At 71.5% G+C, this 21,042-nt stretch carries 19 protein-coding genes and 5 pseudogenes; 11 read left to right on the top strand and 13 right to left on the bottom strand.

What is annotated here, in order from left to right; translation table 11 throughout:
- Window positions 1-25 precede the first annotated feature (25 nt).
- Together ACFV6X_RS25960 and ACFV6X_RS25955 are read right to left on the bottom strand one after the other, a co-directional pair.
- Window positions 26-1,315: a phosphodiester glycosidase family protein gene (locus ACFV6X_RS25960; protein ID WP_385387253.1), complete on the bottom strand. Its 1,290-nt coding sequence runs from the start codon at window positions 1,313-1,315 to the stop codon at window positions 26-28.
- Between the two features lie 182 nt (window positions 1,316-1,497).
- Window positions 1,498-2,079 (bottom strand): annotated as a pseudogene (locus ACFV6X_RS25955) (ATP-binding cassette domain-containing protein); the annotation flags it as partial.
- A 59-nt stretch (window positions 2,080-2,138) separates the two neighbouring features.
- Here ACFV6X_RS25955 and ACFV6X_RS25950 point away from each other — a divergent pair.
- A complete protein-coding gene (locus ACFV6X_RS25950; protein WP_385387251.1) occupies window positions 2,139-2,264 on the top strand; it encodes an alpha/beta hydrolase in 126 nt (41 codons plus the stop codon).
- Window positions 2,265-2,325: 61 nt separating this feature from the next.
- Here the strand turns inward: ACFV6X_RS25950 and ACFV6X_RS25945 are convergent, their stop codons facing one another.
- Window positions 2,326-3,771 (bottom strand): glyceraldehyde-3-phosphate dehydrogenase, encoded by a 1,446-nt coding sequence (locus ACFV6X_RS25945; RefSeq protein ID WP_385387250.1) that lies wholly within the window; start codon window positions 3,769-3,771, stop codon window positions 2,326-2,328.
- A gap of 189 nt (window positions 3,772-3,960) precedes the next feature.
- On the opposite strand from ACFV6X_RS25945, the pseudogene ACFV6X_RS25940 reads away from it, so the two are divergent.
- The 3 genes and pseudogenes from ACFV6X_RS25940 to ACFV6X_RS25930 all read left to right on the top strand — a co-directional run.
- Window positions 3,961-4,197 (top strand): annotated as a pseudogene (locus ACFV6X_RS25940) (hypothetical protein); the annotation flags it as partial.
- A gap of 340 nt (window positions 4,198-4,537) precedes the next feature.
- Window positions 4,538-5,707, top strand: a complete 1,170-nt coding sequence (locus tag ACFV6X_RS25935; protein WP_385387366.1) for an MFS transporter — start codon at window positions 4,538-4,540, stop codon at window positions 5,705-5,707.
- Window positions 5,708-5,830: 123 nt separating this feature from the next.
- Complete coding sequence (locus tag ACFV6X_RS25930; protein ID WP_385387248.1) at window positions 5,831-6,571, top strand: maleylpyruvate isomerase family mycothiol-dependent enzyme; 741 nt, start codon at window positions 5,831-5,833, stop codon at window positions 6,569-6,571.
- A gap of 19 nt (window positions 6,572-6,590) precedes the next feature.
- Here the strand turns inward: ACFV6X_RS25930 and ACFV6X_RS25925 are convergent, their stop codons facing one another.
- Entirely contained in the window at window positions 6,591-6,986 is a 396-nt protein-coding gene (locus ACFV6X_RS25925; protein WP_385387246.1) for a MarR family winged helix-turn-helix transcriptional regulator, read from the bottom strand.
- Window positions 6,987-7,071: 85 nt separating this feature from the next.
- Here ACFV6X_RS25925 and ACFV6X_RS25920 point away from each other — a divergent pair, with 85 nt between their 5' ends.
- Both ACFV6X_RS25920 and ACFV6X_RS25915 read left to right on the top strand, forming a co-directional pair.
- Window positions 7,072-8,568 carry an MFS transporter gene (locus tag ACFV6X_RS25920; RefSeq protein WP_385387244.1) on the top strand — a complete coding sequence of 499 codons (1,497 nt, stop codon included), beginning with the start codon at window positions 7,072-7,074 and terminating at the stop codon, window positions 8,566-8,568.
- 486 nt (window positions 8,569-9,054) lie between these two features.
- The gene (locus ACFV6X_RS25915) at window positions 9,055-9,339 is read left to right on the top strand and encodes a DUF6332 family protein (RefSeq protein ID WP_385387243.1); all 285 of its coding nucleotides are present in this window, start codon (window positions 9,055-9,057) and stop codon (window positions 9,337-9,339) included.
- Here the strand turns inward: ACFV6X_RS25915 and ACFV6X_RS25910 are convergent.
- The gene (locus tag ACFV6X_RS25910) at window positions 9,300-9,965 is read right to left on the bottom strand and encodes a response regulator (protein ID WP_385387241.1); all 666 of its coding nucleotides are present in this window, start codon (window positions 9,963-9,965) and stop codon (window positions 9,300-9,302) included. The two genes, ACFV6X_RS25915 and ACFV6X_RS25910, sit on opposite strands and share 40 nt — an antisense overlap.
- Window positions 9,962-11,104 carry a histidine kinase gene (locus ACFV6X_RS25905; RefSeq protein WP_385387240.1) on the bottom strand — a complete coding sequence of 381 codons (1,143 nt, stop codon included), beginning with the start codon at window positions 11,102-11,104 and terminating at the stop codon, window positions 9,962-9,964. Before ACFV6X_RS25905 ends, ACFV6X_RS25910 begins: the two co-directional genes overlap by 4 nt.
- A 706-nt stretch (window positions 11,105-11,810) precedes the next feature.
- On the opposite strand from ACFV6X_RS25905, the pseudogene ACFV6X_RS25900 reads away from it, so the two are divergent.
- Window positions 11,811-12,201: pseudogene (locus tag ACFV6X_RS25900) on the top strand (transposase); the annotation flags it as partial.
- Between the two features lie 9 nt (window positions 12,202-12,210).
- Here ACFV6X_RS25900 and ACFV6X_RS25895 read toward each other — a convergent pair.
- The 4 genes and pseudogenes from ACFV6X_RS25895 to ACFV6X_RS25880 form a co-directional block, all read right to left on the bottom strand.
- Entirely contained in the window at window positions 12,211-12,444 is a 234-nt protein-coding gene (locus ACFV6X_RS25895) for a CPCC family cysteine-rich protein (RefSeq protein ID WP_385387364.1), read from the bottom strand.
- A gap of 236 nt (window positions 12,445-12,680) precedes the next feature.
- The gene (locus tag ACFV6X_RS25890) at window positions 12,681-12,887 is read right to left on the bottom strand and encodes a hypothetical protein (protein ID WP_385387238.1); all 207 of its coding nucleotides are present in this window, start codon (window positions 12,885-12,887) and stop codon (window positions 12,681-12,683) included.
- Between the two features lie 347 nt (window positions 12,888-13,234).
- Window positions 13,235-13,510, bottom strand: coding sequence for a hypothetical protein (locus ACFV6X_RS25885; protein ID WP_385387237.1), 276 nt, complete (start codon window positions 13,508-13,510; stop codon window positions 13,235-13,237).
- A pseudogene (locus tag ACFV6X_RS25880) lies at window positions 13,507-13,644 on the bottom strand (IS5/IS1182 family transposase); the annotation flags it as partial. The gene ACFV6X_RS25885 and the pseudogene ACFV6X_RS25880, both read right to left, overlap by 4 nt.
- A 341-nt stretch (window positions 13,645-13,985) precedes the next feature.
- Between ACFV6X_RS25880 and ACFV6X_RS25875 the strand changes: the two are divergent.
- Both ACFV6X_RS25875 and ACFV6X_RS25870 read left to right on the top strand, forming a co-directional pair.
- On the top strand, window positions 13,986-14,186 hold the full coding sequence (locus ACFV6X_RS25875) for a hypothetical protein (RefSeq protein ID WP_385387236.1): 201 nt from the start codon (window positions 13,986-13,988) through the stop codon (window positions 14,184-14,186).
- A gap of 61 nt (window positions 14,187-14,247) precedes the next feature.
- Window positions 14,248-14,460: pseudogene (locus ACFV6X_RS25870) on the top strand (site-specific integrase); the annotation flags it as partial.
- A gap of 253 nt (window positions 14,461-14,713) precedes the next feature.
- Here ACFV6X_RS25870 and ACFV6X_RS25865 read toward each other — a convergent pair.
- Complete coding sequence (locus ACFV6X_RS25865; protein WP_385387234.1) at window positions 14,714-15,484, bottom strand: TetR/AcrR family transcriptional regulator; 771 nt, start codon at window positions 15,482-15,484, stop codon at window positions 14,714-14,716.
- 401 nt (window positions 15,485-15,885) lie between these two features.
- Between ACFV6X_RS25865 and ACFV6X_RS25860 the strand changes: the two genes are divergently transcribed.
- A complete protein-coding gene (locus ACFV6X_RS25860) occupies window positions 15,886-16,362 on the top strand; it encodes a nitroreductase/quinone reductase family protein (protein WP_385387232.1) in 477 nt (158 codons plus the stop codon).
- A gap of 130 nt (window positions 16,363-16,492) precedes the next feature.
- On the opposite strand, the gene ACFV6X_RS25855 is transcribed toward ACFV6X_RS25860, so the two are convergent.
- Window positions 16,493-17,803, bottom strand: a complete 1,311-nt coding sequence (locus ACFV6X_RS25855) for a geranylgeranyl reductase family protein (protein WP_385387231.1) — start codon at window positions 17,801-17,803, stop codon at window positions 16,493-16,495.
- A gap of 250 nt (window positions 17,804-18,053) precedes the next feature.
- On the opposite strand from ACFV6X_RS25855, the gene ACFV6X_RS25850 reads away from it, so the two are divergent.
- The gene (locus ACFV6X_RS25850; protein WP_385387229.1) at window positions 18,054-19,409 is read left to right on the top strand and encodes a dipeptidase; all 1,356 of its coding nucleotides are present in this window, start codon (window positions 18,054-18,056) and stop codon (window positions 19,407-19,409) included.
- A 392-nt stretch (window positions 19,410-19,801) separates the two neighbouring features.
- Here ACFV6X_RS25850 and ACFV6X_RS25845 read toward each other — a convergent pair whose 3' ends face one another.
- On the bottom strand, window positions 19,802-20,845 hold the full coding sequence (locus ACFV6X_RS25845; RefSeq protein ID WP_385387227.1) for an NUDIX domain-containing protein: 1,044 nt from the start codon (window positions 20,843-20,845) through the stop codon (window positions 19,802-19,804).
- Window positions 20,846-21,042: the final 197 nt, after the last annotated feature.

The following is a 21,042-nucleotide window of genomic DNA, read 5'->3' as shown; positions in this document are numbered from 1 at the left end:
CGGTCAGCGAGACGGACAGCGGGGTTCAGCCGCGGAGGATCAGGGCGTCGCCGACCAGCCGCTCGGCGGTGCCGCTCGGCCTGTTGACCAGTTCGCCCCGGACGGACATGGCGGTGGAGCCGCCGCCGTCGAGGTTGACCGCGTCGTGCATGCCGAGCGCCTGGGCGACGGCGGCGGTCTCGTCCATGGTGGTGCCGACGCTGCTGGTCATCCGGCCGTCGATGGTCGCGAGGACGATCCGGCCGTCCTTCGTCGTGCCGCCGACGGTGCGGGGGTTGCGGTCGAAGAAGCTGCCCGTACCGTCCGGGACGACGATCCGGCCGTCGGCCGTGAGCCGGTAGCGGCCGTTGACGCCGGTCAGGCCGCTGTGCAGCGGGACCCGCTGGCCCTTCTCGTTCACCAGGTCGGACTTCGTCCGCAGGCAGCCCTCGCCCGCGACCTGCAACAGCGAGGCCGTCTCACGGCCGGTCGCCTGGAGGGAGGTCTGACCGGTGGTCAGCTCCGTGCCCCGGCTCGTGGCGGTGCGGACCACACAGCCACGCCGGTCGAGGACGACCTCGGCACCGGCGCCGGACGGGGTGGCCGCGGCGAACTCGGGCGTGAAGCGGACGACGTCACCGGGCTGGGTGCACTGCGTCTGGTCCGGGAGCGCCGTGCACCCGGCGGGGATCACCGGCGGGTGGTTGATGAACTCCAGTGGCAGGCTCGCCCCGGTGTCCCGGTGGTGCACGCTGCCGGACCAGCTCAGCTTGCCCATGACGACCCGGTCGGTGCGGGAGTCCACGACGAAGTTGACCTCGGCGGGATCGCTGGACGGCTCGCTGAGCAGCTTGCCGCCGTACAGGCCGAGCCCCACGGGGTCGCCCGGGTACTGCGCGTTGGCGGTGAAGGTGAAGAAGGAGGCGTTGACGCCCACGAGCGCACCGGAGGCGCGGACCAGGTCGGTGGTCTTCTCGGTGCGGGCGAGGTCGGGGCCGTAGGTGGCCTCCAGGTGGCCGCGCGCCTTGCGGGGGTCGATGGTCAGGACGTTGACCACCCAGGGGCCCCGGGTCGTGGTGTTGATCTCGTCGGCCGGGGCGGGCTCGGTGCCACGGACGATACGGGTGAGGGTCACACCCCGGGCCAGGGTCTGGCTCGTACGGGTCTCCACCAGGTCGGCATCGCCGAGGGGCAGGGTCCGGGCCGCGAGGGTGGCCTGCGCGGCAGTGGCGGCCTGCGCAGGAGGGGCGGCCTGGGCGGAGGGGGCGGCCAGGATGGCCAGGGCTGCGGCGGTGGCCGCGGCGACACGGGACAGTCCGGCTCTGGTCGTTGTCATGCTCGCGAGGGTCCGAGCCACAGGCAACAGCCACCGCTTCGCCAGTTGACCCCATACCACCGTGTGGGTTAACAACCGCCCCCTCGGCGGGACATGTTGGCCGGGAGGTGACGGCCACGAGGTACGGCGCGTTGCCTGCCGGTGAAGAGCCTCGGCGTGGCCCGGTCTCGGGCGACGCGCCGTCAACTCCGTGCCGCCAGGCGCATTGTCGTCATCATGAGGGACAGGGTAAGGACGTGACGGGGCGCGTCCAGTACCTGATCGGCCAAGCCGTGTTCGACGAGTTGGCCCGCGTCCAGGACGGCGATGCGGTGCCCCAGGCGAGCGGTGTCCCGGTCGTGGGTGATCAGGACGAGGGAGATGTCACCGCGGTGGCGCTCGCCGTCGCGTTCCCGGTGATGGCTTCCGTGGCCGTCGCGGAGAAGGCCCGCGAGGACGTCGAGGATGCCGCGGCGGGTCACGTGATCCAGCCCGGAGGTGATCTCGTCGCAGATCAGGACCCGCGGGCGGGCGAGCAGGGCGCGGCCCAGGGCGGCGCGCTGGAACTCACCGCCGGACAGCCGCCCGGGGCGGCGCCCGGCCAGGTCCTCGGGGAGGCCGAGGCGGGCGAGGGTGGCGAGCGCCTCCGCCCGGGCGGTCGGCCCGTCGGCGCTGCGCAGGCGTACGGCCGTGCGGGCGACCTGCGGAAGGACGGGCCGGAACTCGTCGAAGGCGGACCGGCCTCGGCACACGACCCGGTCACGCCCGTCGAGGGCGCGCGGGAGCTACGGCGGCTGCTGCCCGGCTCACGCCTGGTGACTCGGGAGAACGACTATCCCACGGGGTGTTCGCCGGCCGAGGCGAGGCGTGCGTCGACGACACGGTGGCGGCGTACCTGGTCGACGGGAGGGTCCCGGCGGCGGATGTACGGTGCGTGGGGCCGGGACTGCCGGAGCCGTCGGGCCGCTGAGAACGCCGACGCCCGGACCACAGGTGAGCAGGGTCCGGGCGTCGCGACGGCGTGCGGTGGGTCAGGCGACCGGTGCCGGGTAGGTCGGGTACTCGACGCCGGAGACGTACTGGACGACGCGGACAACCTGGCAGGAGTAGCCGAACTCGTTGTCGTACCAGAGGTAGAGGATCGCGTTGTCGCCCTCGACCTTGGTGGCGCCGGCGTCGACGATCGAGGCGTGACGCGAGCCGATGAAGTCGCTGGAGACCGCGTCGGGGGCGCTGGTGAAGTCGATCTGGCGCTTGAGCGGCGAGGTCAGCGACACCTCACGGAGGTGGTCGAGGACCTCCTCGCGGGTGGTCTCGCGGGCGAGTTGGAGGTTGAGGATCGCGATCGAGACGTCCGGCACGGGGACGCGGATCGAGTTGCCGGTGATCCTCGCCTTGAGGTCGGGCAGCGCCTTGGTGACGGCCGAGGCGGCGCCGGTCTCGGTGATGACCATGTTCAGCGGCGCGGAGCGGCCGCGGCGGTCGGCCTTGTGGTAGTTGTCCAGCAGGTTCTGGTCGTTGGTGAACGAGTGGACGGTCTCCACGTGGCCGCGCAGCACACCGAACTCGTCGTCCATCGCCTTCAGCGGCGGGACGATCGCGTTCGTGGTGCAGGACGCGCAGGACAGGACGGTCTCGTCCGGCTTGAGCATGTCGTGGTTGACGCCGTGCACGATGTTGGGCACGTCGCCCTTGCCGGGGGCGGTCAGCACGACCTTGGCGATACCCGGCTGCAGGTGCTTGGACAGGCCCTCGCGGTCCCGCCACCTGCCGGTGTTGTCGATGAGGATGGCGTTCTTGATGCCGTACGCCGTGTAGTCCACCGACGTCGGGTCGTCGGAGTAGATCACCTTGATCTCGTTGCCGTTGGCGAAGATCGTGCTGCTCGCCTCGTCGACGGTGATCGTGCCCTGGAACTGACCGTGGATGGAGTCCCGGCGCAGCAGCGAGGCCCGCTTGACGATGTCCTGGTCACCGCCGCCCCGGACCACCACGGCGCGCAGCCGCAGGCCGTTGCCGGAGCCGGCCTTCTCTATCAGCAGACGGGCGACGAGGCGGCCGATGCGGCCGAAGCCGTAGAGGACGACGTCGCGCGGCTCGCGGCGCTCGGCCCGGTCGTCACCGGTGGCGCCGGCGACGGCCTCGGCGGTGAACTCCTCGACGCTCAGGCCGCGGTCGTCGGCCGTGTACGTGGCCGCGAGCATGCCGATGTCGATCTGGGACGGGCCGAGGTCGAGGGTGGTCAGCGCCTGCAGGAAGGGCACCGTCTCGGTGACCGAGAGCTCCGCGCCGGCGATCTGGCGGGCGAAGCGGTGGGCCTTGAGGATGCTGATGACCGACTTGTTCACCAAGGAGCGGCTGTGCAGCAGGACGGTGACGTCCCGCTCGCGGTGCAGCTTCCCGATGATCGGAATCATCGACTCCGCGATCTCCTCGCGGTTCTTCCAGTTGGTGAACGAGTCGTCGTTGATCGTCACGGGCCTATCTTTCGAGCTAGGTGGCGCTCATATGCTAACCACACCGCCGTTTCGATCATTCACCGGGTGGTTGCGTGGGGTTCTCCGGCCGGCCCGGTCGAAAAGACGTGACGACCCGATCGAGGCGGCGTTACGCTCACCGGCGACTCACTCCCTTGGGAGATTGGGGATCCCGTCCGCGCAAGGTGAGTGCTGACGCGCCCTCCCACCGCGAACGGCGAATCCCGCCTTTCCCTCTGGCTGCGCGTGCGAGAGTTCGCCGTGCCGCCGTCGATGACCGATACCGCCACCGCCCGCCGCCGTGCCGGGGACCGGGCCGGGGCGTGCGCCGCCGCGGGCATCGGCGTCGACCTCAACCTGCGTGCCGCGGCGCGTACTTACGGCCGCGGGCCGGCGAGCCTGCTCCGCGCCGACCTCCGTCATCTGGTCGAGCTCCGGGTGCCGACCTATCCACCGTGCGTCGAGAGCCCGCTGCCGACCTATCCACCACGCGCCGAGAGCCCGGTACCGACCTATCCACCACGCGCCCAGAGCCCGGTACCGACCTATCCACCACGCGCCGAGAGCCCGGTGCCGACCTATCCACCACGCGTCGAGAGCCGGTTCGACCCTGTCGCCGTACGGCGAGCCCCGGGCCCGCCTGCCATCAAGCCGCGTCGGGCCCCTGACACCCCTCCCGCTGCTCCCCCTGCCCTTGCCTCCCTCCCCGTCATCGACCTAACCTCATTTTGTGCCGCTAATAAACAAACTCCGCTCGCACAGCGCCGTGCCGGGCAAGGGCAACGACCTCACCCGCCTCCGCATCGCCCTGACCACCTTCTTCGCCCTCGACGGCTTCATCTTCGCGGGCTGGGTCGTCCGCATCCCCGCGATCAAGGAGCAGACCGACGCCACCGCCAGCACCCTCGGGCTGGCCCTGCTCTGTGTCTCCGCCGGCGCGGTGGTCACGATGACGCTCACCGGACGCCTGTGCCGCCGCTTCGGCAGCCACCCGGTGACCGTGGTCTGCGCGGTCCTGCTCTCCCTCAGCGTCGCCCTGCCGCCGCTCCCCCACTCCGCCCCGGCCCTCGGCGCCGTCCTCCTGTTCTTCGGCGCGGCCTACGGCGGCATCAACGTCGCCTTCAACAGCGCCGCGGTCGACCTCGTCACCGCGCTGCGGCGCCCGGTGATGCCGAGTTTCCACGCCGCCTTCAGCCTCGGCGGCATGGTCGGCGCCGGCCTCGGCGCGCTGGTCGCGGGGTCCCTCTCCCCCACCCGGCATCTGCTCGGGCTCACGGTCGTCGGCCTGCTGGTCACCGCCCTGGCGGGACCGGCGCTGCTGCGCATCGAACCGCCGGCGCCACCGGAGCGGATCCCCCACGACGCCGAGGCCCGCCGCCGGATGGCCCCCCGCACCAGGGGCCTCGTGTTCGTCTTCGGCCTCATCGCCCTGTGCACGGCCTACGGCGAAGGCGCGCTGGCGGACTGGGGTGCCCTGCACCTGGAACAGGATTTGGACGCCTCGGCCGGAGTGGCGGCGGTGGGCTACTCCTGTTTCGCCCTCGCCATGACGGTGGGCCGACTGAGCGGGACGGCACTGCTCGAACGCCTCGGCCGCACCCGTACCGTCGTCGCCGGCGGCGCGACCGCCGCGGCAGGGATGCTGGTCGGCGCGCTCGCGAACTCCCTGTGGGCGGCACTCCTCGGCTTCGCGGTCGCCGGACTCGGTCTCGCCAACCTCTTCCCCGTCGCCGTGGAACGCGCGGGCGCGCTCGCCGGCCCCAGCGGCGTCGCCACCGCCTCGACACTCGGGTACGGCGGCATGCTCCTCGGCCCGCCCGCCATCGGGTTCATGGCCGACTGGTTCTCCCTCCCGACCGCGCTGACCAGTGTGGCGGTGCTGGCGGGGATCGCCGCGGTGATCGGCGTCGCCACCCGCAAGGTCGGCGGAGGGTGAGGGTGCCGAGCGCCCCGCACGGCGCCCGAAAGTTTCCCTGCCGGACATACGGACATGCGCAGAGCCACCGGACAGGCGCCCCGACTCCCCCGTGCGCCCTCTCCATACGGCAGACTCACCCGCATGGAGACCGCCGACTTCATCAACACCCTCGACCGCGAGGGCCGGTTGCTCGCCACGGCCGCCGCCGAGGCCGGGACCGGCGCCAAGGTGCCGACCTGCCCGGACTGGCAGGTCAGGGACCTGCTGCGGCACACGGGCATGGTGCATCGCTGGGCGTGCGTCTTCGTCGCCGAGGCGCGGACCTCCTACCGACCTGGCGGTGAACTGCCCGGCCTGGACGGCGAGGACCTGCTGAACTGGTACGAGGAAGGGCACCGCCGGCTCGTCGACACGCTCGCCGCCGCCCCTGCCGACGTGCGGTGCTGGCAAGTGCTGCCCGCGCCGTCCCCGCTGGCGTGCTGGGCACGGCGGCAGGCGCACGAGACGACCGTGCACCGCGTCGACGCGGAGGCGGCACGCGGCGGTACGGGCACGGAGATCGCTCCCGAGTTCGCGGTGGACGGCATCGACGAGCTGCTGCGCGGCTTCCATGCCCGCCGCAAGAGTGCCGTGCGCACCGAGGAGCCACGGGTGCTGCGGGTGCGGGCGACCGACAGGGACGACGCGGTGTGGACCGTACGGCTGTCCGCGGAACCGCCGGTGACGGAGCGGGGCGACGCAGGTGCCGCCGACTGCGAGATCGGCGGACCGGCCGTACAGCTCTATCTGTCACTCTGGAACCGGCTGCCGTTCCCCAGGATCGACGGGGACACCGCGCCGGCGGATCTGTGGCGGGAGAAGTCCGGGATCGTCTGGAGCTGACGCCCCATCCGGCCGGGGGTCAGTCCGTCAGCATCCGGGTCAGCACCGCCCGCTGTACCGGCAGCACCTCGCCGTGCAGCTCGCGCCCCTTCGCCGTGAGCGCCACGCGGACGCCGCGCCGGTCCTCGGGGCACATCGCGCGCTCCAGGAGCCCGTCCTTCTCCAGCCGGGCGATCAGCCGGGACAGCGCGCTCTGGCTGAGGTGGACCCGCTCGGAGATCTCCTGGACCCGCAGGGCACAGGAGCCGGTGTCGGCCGTGGAGCCGGCGGCGAGCACGTCGAGCACCTCGAAGTCGCTGGCGCACAGGCCGTGTTGATGCAGTGCACGGTCTATCTCGCACTGCGTGCGCGCGTGCAGCCCCAGGATGTCCCGCCACTGCTCCTCAAGCGCCTGCTCGGCCTTCTTCGCCGCCATGACCGCACCGTAGCAGAGTAGTGCATTCATTGCACCGGCATTAAATGTACTTGCATTGAATGCATGCGCATGTAGTGTCTCTGCCATGACCTCTCCGCTCACCACTTCGGCGTCCGAGGGACGCTGGACCCCGCGGCTGTGGGGCACCCTCCTCGTGCTCTGCGCCGCGATGTTCCTCGACGCGCTGGACGTGTCGATGGTCGGCGTCGCCCTGCCGTCCATCGGCGCCGACCTCGGCCTGTCCACCTCGGCCCTGCAGTGGGTCGTCAGCGGCTACATCCTGGGTTACGGCGGCCTGCTGCTCCTCGGCGGACGCACCGCCGACCTGCTCGGCCGGCGCCAGGTCTTCCTGGTGGCCCTGGGTGTCTTCGCTCTCGCCTCGCTGCTCGGCGGCCTCGTCGACTCCGGCCCGCTGCTGATCGCCAGCCGCTTCATCAAGGGCCTCAGCGCGGCCTTCACGGCCCCGGCCGGCCTGTCGATCATCACGACGACCTTCCCCCAGGGCCCGCTGCGCAACCGCGCCCTGTCCATCTACACCACCTGTGCCGCCACCGGCTTCTCGATGGGCCTGGTGCTGTCCGGCCTGCTCACCGAGGCCAGTTGGCGCCTGACCATGCTGCTGCCCGCGCCCATCGCCCTCATAGCCCTGATCGCGGGCCTGAAGCTGCTGCCGCGCAGCCCCCGCGAACGCGACCACAACGGTTACGACATCCCCGGCGCCATCCTCGGCACCGCCTCGATGCTGCTGCTGGTCTTCACCGTGGTCCAGGCACCCGAGGCCGGCTGGACCTCCGCCCGCACGCTGCTGTCCTTCCTCGCGATCGCCGTCCTGCTGACCGTGTTCGTCATGGTCGAGCGGCGCTCGCCCGGGCCGCTGATCCGGCTCGGCGTGCTGCGCTCGGGCACCCAGATCCGCGCCCAGCTCGGCGCCATGACCTTCTTCGGCTCCTACGTCGGTTTCCAGTTCCTCGTCACGCTGTACATGCAGTCCCTGCTCGGCTGGTCCGCGCTGCACACGGCGCTCGCGTTCCTGCCGGCGGGCGCGCTGGTGGCGCTGTCCTCGACGAGCGTGGGCTCGATCGTGGACCGGTTCGGCACCCAGCGGCTGCTCGCGGCGGGCTTCGCGCTGATGGTCGTGGGCTACGTCCTGTTCCTCGGCATCGACCTCGACCCGGCCTACGCGGCCGCCATCCTGCCGAGCATGCTGTTGATCGGCGCGGCCTGCGCACTGGTCTTCCCGTCGCTCAACATCCAGGCCACCAACGGCGTCGACGACCACGAGCAGGGCATGGTCTCCGGTCTGCTCAACACGTCCGTGCAGGTCGGCGGCGCGATCTTCCTCGCCGTGGTCACGGCGGTGGTGACCGCGGGCGCCCCGGCGGACCCCACACCGCAGGCCGTCCTCGACAGCTACCGGCCCGGTCTGATCGTGGTGACGGGCATCGCCGTCGCGGGACTGCTGATCGCCCTGTCGGGACTGCGTCGCACGGAGCAGGCACAGCAGACGGTCGTGGTCGCCCAGTCCGGCGCCCGACCCCTGGTGAAGGAGACGGACGCGGAGCGGGTACCCGTCCGCGACTAGCGGACCGGGGCTCGGTGCGCGGGTGGCGCAACCGGGACCGCGCCCCGGACTGGCGGAGCCGGGCCCAGCTCGCGAGTGGCGCGGCCGCCGGGCCGGATTCGCGGTTGTGGCACCGCGCCCCGTACGAGTGACAGCGCCGGGCGCTCACGACTGGTGGCGCCGGGACCGCTTCGCGACTGGTGGCGCCGGACCCTGGTCACGACCGGCCCAGCCGAGCCCTCTTCACCACTGATGACACCGAGCCCTGGTCACGACCGGCCCAGCCGAGCCCTCTTCACCACTGATGACACCGAGCCCTGGTCACGACCGGCCCAGCCGAGCCCTCTTCACCACTGATGACACCGAGCCCTGGTCGCGACTGGTGGCGCCGGGACCGCTTCGCGACTCGCGCGGAGCCGATGCCGGTCCGCGATCAGGGGGACGTCTCCGGTGTGCGCCCGGCGGGGCCTGCTTGCTCCGCCGGGCGCACGCATGTTTGATGCGGTCATGGAGAGCTACGGGGGCCGGCGGACGCAGGCCGAGCGCGACGCGATCACCGTCGAGATCGGATACGCGCTGTGCAGCGCGGCGTTCGCGGCGGTGGTGCTCCTCGGGGCGATCGCCGGTCCGGCGTGGCTCTTCGATCTGCCGCGCGTGGTGGAGACTTCACTGGTCCGGACGGGACTGGTCCTCGGGCCGGCACTGTTCGTCGTACGGGTGGTCGCCGTGCTCGTCCGCTTCCGGCAAGCGGGTCAGCCGAGCCAGCCCGGCCGTACCAGCCCCGACTCGTAGGCCAGCACAACCAGTTGAGCCCGGTCCCGCGCGCCCAGCTTCACCATCGTGCGGCTGACGTGCGTCTTCGCGGTCAGCGGGCTGACGACCAGGCGGCGGGCGATCTCCTCGTTGGACAGGCCGATGCCGACCAACGCCATCACCTCCCGCTCCCGCTCGGTGAGACCGGCGAGGGCGCCGGCGGCCGCGGGCTCCTTGGAACGGGCCGCGAACTCCGCGATCAGCCGCCGTGTCACACCGGGTGAGAGCAGCGCGTCGCCCGCGACCACCGCCCGTACAGCGCGCAGGAGTTCGTCCGGCTCGGTGTCCTTGACCAGGAAGCCGGAGGCGCCGGAGCGGATCGCCTCGAAGACATACTCGTCCAGCTCGAACGTGGTCAGCATGACCACCTTCACGTCCGTCAGGGTCGCGTCCTCGGTGATACGGCGGGTCGCGGCGAGCCCGTCGAGGACGGGCATGCGGATGTCCATCAGCACGACGTCGGGCCGCAGTTCGCGCACGGCGCGCAGCGCCTCCTCTCCGTCCGAAGTCTCGCCGGCGACCTCGATGTCGGGCTGCGCGTCCAGCAACGCCTTGAAGCCGGCCCGGACCAGTGCCTGGTCGTCGGCGAGCGTCACACGGATCACCGGTCGTCGTCCTTCCTCGGGAGCGACAGTGTGGCGAGGACGCGGAAGCCGCCGTCGGCCCGGGGTCCCGCCTCGATCGTGCCACCGAGCGCGGCGGCCCGTTCCCGCATCCCGGCCAGTCCGTTCCCGCTGCCCCCTGCGTCGGCCTCGGTCGCGGGCCCGTCGTCGTCGACACGCAGCCGCAGCGTGCCACCGCTGTGATCCAGCTGCACGCGCGCGTGCCGGGACCCGGAGTGCCGTACGACGTTGGTGAGGGCCTCCTGGACGATCCGGAACGCGGCGAGGTCCGTGCCGGGCGGCAAGCGGGGCGCCGCGCCGTCGACCGTCACCGTCAGTCCGGCGCTCGCCGCCTGTTCGACCAGCTCGGGCAGCCGGTCCAGGCCGGGCGCGGGGGCGCGCGGCGCGTCCCCCGGCGTGCGCAGGGTGTCGAGCACCTGGCGGACCTCGCCGAGCGCCTCCTTGCTGGCGTCCTTGATGGTGGTGAGCGCGGTGCGCGCCTGCTCCGGATCGCTGTCGAGGAGGGCGAGACCGACGCCCGCCTGCACGTTGATCACGGAGATGCTGTGCGCGAGGACGTCGTGCAGTTCGCGGGCGATCCGCAACCGCTCCTCGTCCGCCCGCCGCCGCGCCGCCTGCGCCCGCTCGGCCCGCTCCCGCGCCCACTGCTCACGCCGCGTGCGTACCAGCTCCGACAACGCCACGACCGCCACCACCCAGGTGGCGATCACGACCTCCTGGGTCCACGCGGCCGGCACGTCCCCGGAGGGCGGCAGCCACCGGTACAGCCAGTGCGCGACGAGCACATGCGCCGCCCACAGCATCCCCAGCGCCGCCCAGGCCGCCTTGCGGTGCCCCGCGACGATCGCGCTGAAGCAGGCGACGGCAACCGTGAACAGCACAGGCCCGTACGGATACCCGGCGCCCAGATACACCGCGACAGTCACGGCGTTCCCGAACACCACGACCACCGGGAACCGCTGCCGCCACAGCAGCACCCCCGCCGCCACCACGAGCAGCACCCGCGCGAAGGGGTCGAGCATCGCCCGCTGCCCCTCCTGGGCGTGCGCGGCGAATTGGGAACCGACGAGCACGAAGACGGTGAGCAGCACGGTGGAACCCCACGGCCACCGCCCAAACAACCCACCACCCCAACGCCCCCGCGACCGGTCACTGCGCCCGTGCCCTCGCGACTGCCCGCCGCCCCCGTGCCCTCGGGACTGGTCACTTCCCCGCTGACCTCGCTGCCGGTCACTTCCCCGCTGACCTCGCTGCCGGTCGCCTCCCTGCTGACCTTGCTGCCAGTCGTCGCCCCAGCGATCCCGCGGCTCGGCGTCCCGGCGATCCAGCGGCTTGTCGCCCCAGGGACCCTGGTGCTCGTCGTCCCAGCGGGCCCGCCGCTCGTCGCTCCAGCGGCCGCGCCAGGGCGGCCCATGGCGCCACCACCTGCCGCGAGGTCCCCACTGCTCTTCCATGCCAGCCACGCTAGACCGCACCCGCGGCGGAGGGCGTCAGCCGTGCGGCGTGATCACGGGTACTCCCGCGGAAGTACATCCACGCAGCGAAGTCCAAGGTGCCCCGCGCATCGGGCACGGGGTCGGGCCCCTATGGCTCGTCACCTTGAAAGACGCACATCATGCGGTGCGCCGGCGTCACGTGCTCACCGGGCATTGGGGAGGGAGACCCCACGGATCCGCACAGCCACGATCTCAGTGGTGATGCACGTACCACCCGGCACCTTGATCAAGCGCCAGCGGTACGCCTCGGGCACCTCTTTGGCGGGGAGTTCCGTCACGGCCGGGTTGCGGGCTGGCAGCTGGACAAACGGCCAACGTTCTCGTCGATCGGCACGGCACCCCACTCGCCGTATCACTGACCGGCCGCAACCGACACGACGTCACCCAGTTGATTCCACTGTTGGACGCCGTTCCCCGCATTCGGGACTGCGAGGACGTCCCGGCACCGGCCTCGACGGCCGTTCGCCGACCGCGGCTATGACTTCGACAAGTACCGGCGCCTGATCCGCAAGCGCGGGATCACCCCGAAGACCGCCCGCCTCGGCACCCCGCACGGCTCTGGCCTGGGCAAGACCCGTTGGATGGTAGAGCGCACCTTCGCCTGGCTCCACCAGTTCAAACGCCTACGGATCCGCTACGAGACACGCGCCGACCTCCACCAAGGACTTCTCGAACTCGCCTGCAACATCATCTGCTTGAGACGACTACGCATCGCAATCTGAGTCGATCAGTTAGGAGTTCGATCCCCCAGCCGTACGGATAGCCCTGGCTCGTACCCAACGGGCGGTCCGTAGTCCGTTTCCGATCGCCGGGATCCGCCGCCGTCCGATGACGTTGATGATGGCAGCGGGTGATGTCAGGCCGTGGAGTGTTCGTTCGGCAGGGGGGGCGCGCACGAACTGGGTGCATCGCTCGTCGCAAGCCCCCGGAGCGCGGAAGTTCCTTCGCGCTTCCGTGAGGCTCAGCCGGCCGTTGGGCGGCGCTGTTCAGCGCGTATGTGGGGATGCGCCGGTACCTTCGGCTCTCTTGCTGGAACTTCTCGATGACGCCGGCTACGTCTTCGCGGTGGAGACCACGCAGGTCGGCCAGCGGGGTTGAAGGCGAGCATTGAAGGCTCGTAAGGCGGCACGATTCGATTCGAGTGCATGTCGTTGAAAACGGCTGCTCGGCCGGACTGGTTTCCCAGCCGTGCGCCGACCGGTCAAGTGATCGCCGGAGTGGTCCCGTCAGGCAGCGCGCAGGCGTCGCCGGCGTAGGGGCGTGAAACGATCTGTCCGCCGGCGGCCATGCAGTCGTCTCTGGAGATGTTCGGAGACGAGGCGGCCCCGGCGCTGACAGCGCCGAAGGCGCTCACGCCGGCAAGGGTTGCCGCGGCCAGGGCGAGGCCCAGGATTCTTCGCATGCGCATGACTTCCTCCTCCTCTCAGGCGCCTTCGTTCGGCCTTCGGGAAGGACAAGTCTCAGGACGACGGCGCCCTCTTACTCAGCATGGGCGCTCCGCATGAGGGCCGCGAGGCGAGGCTGGGCGCCGCGCCCGCGCGGTGACTGCCCGGCCCCGGAGAGGCATGACGTCACCGACCTCGACCGGCCGCATCGGGCGTGCGCCTCGGCAGGAGCGGAGCGACGTCGATGTCCTTGGCGGTCGAGACTGCCCACCGGGGCCGCGTTGTGGTCCGGGCAGGCCGGGGGTTGAGGAGGAGACGGGCCGTACCTGCCTCCGACCGGTGCCGGCGGGCGGCTGCCGCGCGCGGTCCTCTAACGCGGTTCGTGGGCCGCCGCCCGGCAGGCACCGGTCGCGGCGCCGCCCGCCACTCCGGCCCCGGTCAGCCCGGTCACACAACTCTGCAGGTCTCCGACCACGCCACGGCTGCAAGCCGCTGTGACGGAGTCGGAAGCGGTGGCACCGGCCAGTTCGGCCATCCGTGTACAGGCGGGGATGTCGGCCCGGACCGCGGGAGCCGCGAGGACCGCACCGCCGAGGGTGAGGGTCAGGCCGGTGAGGGCACCGGTGATACGGGTCGACGTGCGCATGGGACGCACCTGGCACCCGGGGGGCCGCGCTGAGTAACTGCGACGATGGCCGCGAACAGGGTCTCATCGCGGGTGCCCCGCGTCCCTTCACCCTGAGGCCGCACCTTCGACGGCGGGATCAACGGCTTCGCAATCTCCTACAATCCGTCCGGAACAATCCGACTCCATGCACCCCGCCCCATGACGAGACCAACGACGCCTCACCGCGTAGGACATCGTCCAAGGGCGCGTTTCTGCAGGTCAACACGGCTTTAGCATTGGCCGGTTGCGGACGCCGCCCCTCCGGAACAACGAAGAGACCGCCCATCCGGCCGGGGTGGTCTCTTCGTTCCAAAGCCTGTCCGACGGGTCGCGTCACCGACCCCGCACCCGACAGCACCGTCACCCGAATGGCCCAATAAGACGTGCCACCCACATGGGTGAACGTCAAGCTGATTAGTGCCCCAACCGAGGCAATCCGTGAAAGGCGAACCAAATGCGCATTCGACGAATTTTCGCCGCCGTCATCGCCACGGCAGCCCTCGCCGGACTCGGCCTCACAGGCGCCGCCACCGCCACCGCACAGGGTGCCCCATCCGACGTCACCCCTTCTGAGTGCAGGCAGGGCGGAGGAACGGCCGATCTGGCGGACAACCGCTGCAAGGGCGGTACGCACGACGGGGAGCAGGTCGACTAAACCCTACAAGGCGCCCCGCAGCCACGCGCCGTGGGGCGCTCCCGCGCGAGCGTAGCCGGGAGGCCTGCGGCAAGGCGGGATCCTCGGCCTGTCCGTCGATGACATCGACGGCGGCACCCTGCAGGTGGTGCAGCAACACGAGCTGAGCCTGAGCAAGGCCGTGTTCACGCCTCCAAAGGGCGGCAAGTTCCGTGACGTACCCCTGCCGGACCCCGCGGCCGACGCGCTCAAGGCGCACATGAAGCGGTTCCCGCCTGTGGAGATCAGCTCCCCTCAAGGCCCTCGCGGCTGCTGAGTGACACCATCCGGGCTGCTGCCATCGCCGCGCATGTCTCCGGTCCGGAGATCGACGGCCGAGCGCACAGTTTCGCCTTCGTCGACAGCTCGACGTCCGCCCGATCCGCTCCGCCGGAACACGCCCGCCTTGGTTCTAGTCAGCCCCTCCGCCCCAGGCGCGCCGACCAACGCGATGGGTACGGGACGAGGCCAAGCCGGCTCGGCTGGTGCCGGCATGCGCCGGACCCGCGTCAGGACCCCGGCCTGCTGCCCTTACCGCTGCCTCCGGCGCCCCGGCGGGACTGCGCCGCACCGCCCTCCTGCGGGTACACGAGGCCGACCGTCTGGGCGAGTTGGCCGACCGCTTGACGGAAGAAGGGTTCGCGGTCCTCCACGACTCTGGTGAACTGCCCGAACACCTCGAAGCCGACCAGCCCGTACAACTGCGCCCACGCCGCCACCAGCGTCACCACCACCTCGGGCGGCAGATCGGGTGCGAGATCGGCGGCCATCCGTACCGCTTCCGGCCGCAGTTCCTTCGCCAGCCGCGGCTTCGCCACACCTAGCCCTCCGTGCGCGTCCCGGGCGATGCCGAGGAGCAGGTACCCGACCCGCGCGGCGGACGGGACGGTGGTCCGGGGCGCCGTGTAGCCGGGGACCGGGGAGCCGTAGATCAACGCGTACTCGTGCGGATGCGTCAACGCCCAGCCGCGCACGGCCTCGCACACCCGCATCCAACGCTCCACCGGGCCGGCGTCCGCCACCTCGCGGTGCGCGGCCTCGGCGGCGGCGCCCAGGGAGTCGTAGGCGTCGATGATGAGCGCGGTGAGGAGGTCGTCGCGGCTGGGGAAGTATCGGTAGACGGCGGAGGAGACCATGCCGAGTTCGCGGGCCACGGCGCGCAGGGAGAGCTTGGCCGCGCCCTCGGCCGCGAGCTGTCTGCGAGCCTCGTCCTTGATGGCCGCGGTGACTTCGATCCGGGCGCGGGCCCGGGCGCCGAGGGGGGTGCTGCTGGTGGTCATGGGAAGAGTTTTCCATGTTTTGGAGCACTGCACACGCGAGTGAGCGCTGCTCTCGGGGTGGATCGGCGCGCATGGATTGGAGCGGTGCTCTCAAAGTCCCCGGAGCTCGCGGAACCCACTCGCGCGGGACTCACGCGGGACGCACGCGGGACTCACGCGGGACGCACGCGGGACTTATGAAGTGGAGCAGGGCTCGCGATCTGGAGCGGTGCTCCCCACGCCCACTCCATCCCCGACCACCTCCCCTGCTCCTCTTCACTCCACCTCGCCCGCCATCACCTCGATCCAAGAGCGCCGTACACAAAGCAGAGCACCGCTCTTGCTTTAGAGCGCCGCTCTGCCGCAAACTTGCCCAAGCGAGAGCGAGAGCACCGCTCTCCCTTCCCACCCAGGAGCCCCGCATGTCCACGCATGTCCAGAAGCCAGGCTGGTTCACCGTCAACGTCTTCAACCGGGCGATCGCCTGGCTGACCCGCCGCGGCATCAGCATCTGGGGCTCCCGCGTCCTCGCCGTCCGCGGCCGCAAGAGCGGCGCCCTGCGCACCACCCCCGTCAATCTGCTGACCGTCGACGGCCGGCAGTACCTCGTCGCGCCCCGGGGCCACGTCCAGTGGACGCACAACATGCGGGTCGCGGGCGGTGGAGAGCTGTGGCTCGGCAAGAACGTGGACACCTTCGCCGCGACCGAGGTCGGCGACGACGACAAGCCCGCACTGCTGCGTGCCTACCTCAAGCGCTGGAAAGCCGAAGTGGGCGTCTTCTTCAACGGCGTCGGCCCCAGCTCCTCCGACGAGGAGCTGCGCCGTATCGCCCCCGACCACCCCGTCTTCGCGATCACCTACACGAACGCGACAAGCCCCTCGGACCTCAGAAGCTGACCTCGCCGAGCGCCACGGACCGCAGCCGGGCCTCTGAGACTGACTCCGCCGACCGCGACAGACCCCTGGTCAGCCTCCGACCTGCCGCAGGCCGGCCTCAGCCAGACCTCAACCGGAACTCAGCCGGATCTCAGGAGTCGGCCTCGCCGGCCTCAGCGGTACCGCCGGCAGCCGTACCCCCCACAGCCGCTCCGGCCTCCACCGCACCGGCCTCCCCAGCCGTCCCACCCTCACCCCTGCGGTCCAGCGCGGTCAGCGCGCGCTGGGCCATCGGGTGGGTGCGGACGAGTTCGCCCAACGACGTGGCGCCCCGCGTGATGTCCCGGAACGTCTTCCACGCCGGCCGGAACCCGGTGAGCGCCGCGTGGAAGATCCCGGGCCGCCGTTCGAACGCCGTCAGCATCCGCTTGCCGACCGCCATCTCCACGCCCAGCCCGGCCTTGACGGCGAACGCGTAGTTGAGGGCCTGTCGGCGCGTGTCCACGGCGTCGTGCGCCTCCGCGATCCGAACCGCCCACTCCCCCGCGAGCCGCCCCGACCGCAGGGCGAACGAGATGCCCTCCCTCGTCCACGGCTCCAGCAGCCCGGCCGCGTCCCCGCACACCAGCACGCGCCCGCGCGACAGCGGTGAGTCGTCGGCGCGGCAGCGGGTCAGGTGCCCGGAGGAGATGCTCGGCTCGAAGCCGGCGAGTCCCAGCCGTCCGACGAAGTCCTCCAAGTACCGCTTGGTCGCGGCGCCTTCTCCGCGCGCCGAGATCACGCCGACCGTGAGCGTGTCGCCCTTGGGGAAGACCCACCCGTAACTGCCCGGCATCGGCCCCCAGTCGATGAGGACCCGGCCCTTCCAGTCCTCCGCGACGGTGTCCGGCACCGGGATCTCCAGCTCCAGGCCGAGATCCACCTGGCCGAGCTTGACCCCGACGTGCGCGCCTATCCTGCTGGCGCTGCCGTCCGCACCGACCACGGCCCGGGCCAGCAGCGTCTCACCGCCCTGGAGCACGACGGCGACAGTGCGCCGGTCCGGCACCGCCGACCCGTGCTGCTCGACCCGCGACACCGTGACGCCCGTACGCAGCTCGGCGCCCGCCTTCTGGGCGTGCTCGACGAGCTGCTGGTCGAACTCGGGCCGGTTGATCAGGCCGAACAGCATCTGCTTGGAGCGCCGCGTACGGCTGAAGCGGCCGTTGTTGGAGAAGGTGACCGCGTGCACCCGGTCCTTGAAAGGCAGTTCGAACCCGGGTGGCAGGGCGTCGCGCGAGGGGCCGATGATCCCGCCGCCGCACGTCTTGTAGCGGGGCAGTTCGGCCTTCTCCAGCAGCAGTACACGTCGTCCCGCGACCGCCGCCGCGTAGGCCGCCGAGGCCCCCGCGGGTCCCGCGCCCACCACGACGACGTCCCACACCTGCTGCCCGTCGTCCGCCGAAGAGTTCTCGCTGCTCACGATGGTCTACTGCTCCCGATCCGCCGCCTGCCGATCTGTCCCCCGCATCCTACGGCGGTGATCGCCGCAGGCCGCTGTGGGAGGATCGGCACCGTATGCGCCCCGCACTCCAGGGCGCGCCTACACTCACGCGGTCGGTGCAGCACCTGCGGCAGCCGCCGACCACGCGGACCGTACAGGTCCGGTACAGACAGACCCGTACAGAACCCGTACACAGAAGTACAACGTCGCACCTACGAGGAGCGTGCCCATGACGTCGAATCCGGTTGCCGAGACCGTCGCCTCGCTGATGCCGAGGGCGAAGGAGGAGCTCGCCGAACTGGTGGCCTTCAAGTCGGTGGCCGACTTCGACCAGTTCCCGCGCAGTGAGAGCGAGGGCGCGGCGTGCTGGGTCGCGGACGCCCTGCGCGGCGAGGGCTTCGAGGACGTGGCGCTGCTCGACACCCCGGACGGAACGCAGTCGGTGTACGGCTACCTGCGGGGACCGGAGGGCGCGAAGACCGTGCTGCTGTACGCCCACTACGACGTGCAGCCGCCGCTGGACGAGGCCGGCTGGACGACCCCGCCCTTCGAGCTGACCGAGCGCGACGGCCGCTGGTACGGCCGGGGTGCCGCCGACTGCAAGGGCGGCGTGATCATGCACCTGCTGGCGCTGCGCGCCCTGAAGGCCAACGGCGGCGTGCCGGTGCACGTCAAGGTGATAGCCGAGGGCTCGGAGGAGATGGGCACGGGTGGCCTGGAGCGGTACGCCGAGGAGCACCCGGAGCTGCTGGAGGCCGACACGATCGTGATCGGCGACGCGGGCAACTTCCGCGTCGGGCTGCCGACGGTGACCTCGACCCTGCGTGGCATGACCCTCCTACGGGTGCGGGTCGATGCGCTGGAGGGCAACCTGCACTCGGGTCAGTTCGGTGGTGCCGCGCCCGACGCGCTGGCGGCGCTGATCCGCGTACTGGACTCGCTGCGCGCGCAGGACGGGTCGACCACGGTCGACGGGCTGACCTCCGAGGCGCGGTGGGAGGGTCTGCAGTACGAGGAGGAGCAGTTCCGCAAGGACGCCAAGGTGCTGGACGGCGTCGGGCTGATCGGTTCCGGCACGGTCGCCGACCGGATCTGGGCGCGTCCGGCCGTGACCGTGCTCGGCATCGACTGCCCGCCGGTCGTCGGCGCCACCCCGTCCGTGCAGGCGAGCGCCCGCGCGCTGGTCAGCCTGCGGGTGCCGCCGGGCGTGGACGCGGCGGAGGCGACCAAGCTGCTCCAGGCGCACATCGAGGCACACACGCCGTGGGGTGCGCGGGTGAGCACCGAGCAGATCGGCCAGGGGCAGGCGTTCCGGGCGGACACGTCCAGCCCGGCGTACGAGGCGATGGCCGCCGCGATGGCCGTGGCGTACCCGGGTCAGGAGATGCAGTACGCCGGCCAGGGCGGCTCGATTCCGCTGTGCAACACCCTCGCCGCTCTCTACCCGCGCGCGGAGATCCTGCTCATCGGCCTGAGCGAGCCGGAGGCCCAGATCCACGCGGTGAACGAGAGCGTCTCGCCCGAGGAGCTGGAGCGGCTGTCGGTCGCGGAGGCGGAGTTCCTGCGCAACTACGCGGCGAGCTGAGCACCCGGCCCGTAGCCTCACGCCCCGGGCGACCAAGCCCCGCGCCCGGCTACGGGCCTACCCGCGACCGGAATGCCCCGCCGGATCCGGCCGGCCGCACACCCCGCCGCCCTACTCCGGCTACGAACCCGCACCCCGACCCGAACGCCCGCGCCAGATCCACGCCTGACCGCCGACCCCACGCCTGGCACGGCCTACGGGCCCATCCCGACCGAAATGGCCCCCACCCGGGTTCGGGCCGGCCGCAGGGCCGGCCGCACACCCCGCCGCCCTCCTCCGGCCTACGGGCCCCGCCCGACACGTGAATCTCCGCGTCCCGCCACGGGCGTACTCTCCGACCGAATTGCCCGCCTCCAGGTCCGGGCCACCCCGCCGAGGCGTCCCGCCACGGCTCACCCCTCGACCGGAACCCCTGCCTCCAGATATAGCGCCTTCCCGCGTTCCCGAGCCCGCAGGGCCCACCGGAGCCGCTCGTAGCGGACGGGTGGCAGCAGGCCCGCGGCCTCCTCCTCGGCGACGAAACGCCACCCACGCAGTTCGGGGCCGGGCAGCAGCAACTCCCGTGCCGCCGCGGAGTCGAGGCTTCCGCCGTCGAAGAGGAGGCGCAGACCGCCGTACCCGGGAGGGGCGGGCGGCTCCCAGTCGACGACGAGCAGGCGCGGTACGTCGTCCAGGTGGAGCCCGGTCTCCTCGGCGACCTCACGGATGCCGGCGCGGGCGGGCGCCTCGCCGGGTTCGACGACGCCGCCGGGAAACTCCCAGCCGGCCTTGTAGGTCGGGTCGACGAGCAGCACGCGGTCCTGCTCGTCGAAGAGCAGGACGCCGGCGGCGAGGGTCTCGGCGGTGGGTTCGGGCGTCTGCACGATGTCGCACACGGGCACCGCACCCGAGCCGACGGCCTCGGCGATCCGGGCCGCGGTCTCGAACGGGGTGAGGGTGCCGTTGTCGACGGGATGGGCGTCGGTGGTGAGCCAGGAGGCGAGCGCGGCCTTGTACGGCTCTATGTGGTCGTACGACCACTGCCGGACCCTTATCTCGCCGTCGGTCAGCTCCTGCGGTATCTCGCGGGCGGCTATTCGCTCGCGCAGGATCGTTTCGGCCGGGGCGAGCAGCACATGCCGGACCGTGATCCGGCGGGCGGCGAGGCCGCCGAAGATCTCGTCGCGGTACTCCTGGCGCAGCAGGGTCATGGGCACGACGAGCGTGCCGCCGAGTTCGGCGAGCATCGCGGCCGCCGTGTCGATGACGAGGCGCCGCCAGATCGGCAGATCCTGGAAGTCACCGACCTCGGCGAGGCGTTTGGCCGGCAGCAGATGCGTGAGTGTGCCGCCGATGACCTCGGGGTCGAAGAGCGTGCTGTTCGGGATCAGGTCGATCAGTTCCCGTGCGGTGGTGGTCTTCCCCGCACCGAACGCGCCGTTGATCCAGACGATCACGGTTCCCCCTCTTCTGTTGGCCCCCTGTGCCTTGCCCGCTCCACCCTGCCACGGAAACCAGCCCCAGTTGAGGGTGCACAAACGGAAGCGGCGGCACCCCGTTGCCCCGGGGCGGCGCCGCCCCCGATGGGTGGAGCCCCCCCCCGGTGGCCGTGGTGAGCGGGATGGCCACGGCCCTTGCGCCCCGGGGGCCCCGC

Source organism: Streptomyces sp. NPDC059861 (genome assembly GCF_042731435.1).
Taxonomy (GTDB): Bacteria; Actinomycetota; Actinomycetes; order Streptomycetales; family Streptomycetaceae; genus Streptomyces.
This window is presented reverse-complemented; position numbering and strand designations above follow the sequence as displayed.

What these genes read in the sequence shown, in the direction of transcription:
- ACFV6X_RS25915 (WP_385387243.1), top strand. Translation starts at nt 9,055, where the DNA reads ATGGAGAGCTACGGGGGCCGGCGGACGCAGGCCGAGCGCGACGCGATC.
- ACFV6X_RS25920 (WP_385387244.1), top strand. Translation starts at nt 7,072, where the DNA reads ATGACCTCTCCGCTCACCACTTCGGCGTCCGAGGGACGCTGGACCCCG.
- ACFV6X_RS25925 (WP_385387246.1), bottom strand. Translation starts at nt 6,986, where the DNA reads ATGGCGGCGAAGAAGGCCGAGCAGGCGCTTGAGGAGCAGTGGCGGGAC.
- ACFV6X_RS25875 (WP_385387236.1), top strand. Translation starts at nt 13,986, where the DNA reads ATGCGCATTCGACGAATTTTCGCCGCCGTCATCGCCACGGCAGCCCTC.
- ACFV6X_RS25860 (WP_385387232.1), top strand. Translation starts at nt 15,886, where the DNA reads ATGTCCACGCATGTCCAGAAGCCAGGCTGGTTCACCGTCAACGTCTTC.
- ACFV6X_RS25890 (WP_385387238.1), bottom strand. Translation starts at nt 12,887, where the DNA reads ATGCGCATGCGAAGAATCCTGGGCCTCGCCCTGGCCGCGGCAACCCTT.
- ACFV6X_RS25885 (WP_385387237.1), bottom strand. Translation starts at nt 13,510, where the DNA reads ATGCGCACGTCGACCCGTATCACCGGTGCCCTCACCGGCCTGACCCTC.
- ACFV6X_RS25850 (WP_385387229.1), top strand. Translation starts at nt 18,054, where the DNA reads ATGACGTCGAATCCGGTTGCCGAGACCGTCGCCTCGCTGATGCCGAGG.
- ACFV6X_RS25930 (WP_385387248.1), top strand. Translation starts at nt 5,831, where the DNA reads ATGGAGACCGCCGACTTCATCAACACCCTCGACCGCGAGGGCCGGTTG.
- ACFV6X_RS25960 (WP_385387253.1), bottom strand. Translation starts at nt 1,315, where the DNA reads ATGACAACGACCAGAGCCGGACTGTCCCGTGTCGCCGCGGCCACCGCC.
- ACFV6X_RS25865 (WP_385387234.1), bottom strand. Translation starts at nt 15,484, where the DNA reads ATGACCACCAGCAGCACCCCCCTCGGCGCCCGGGCCCGCGCCCGGATC.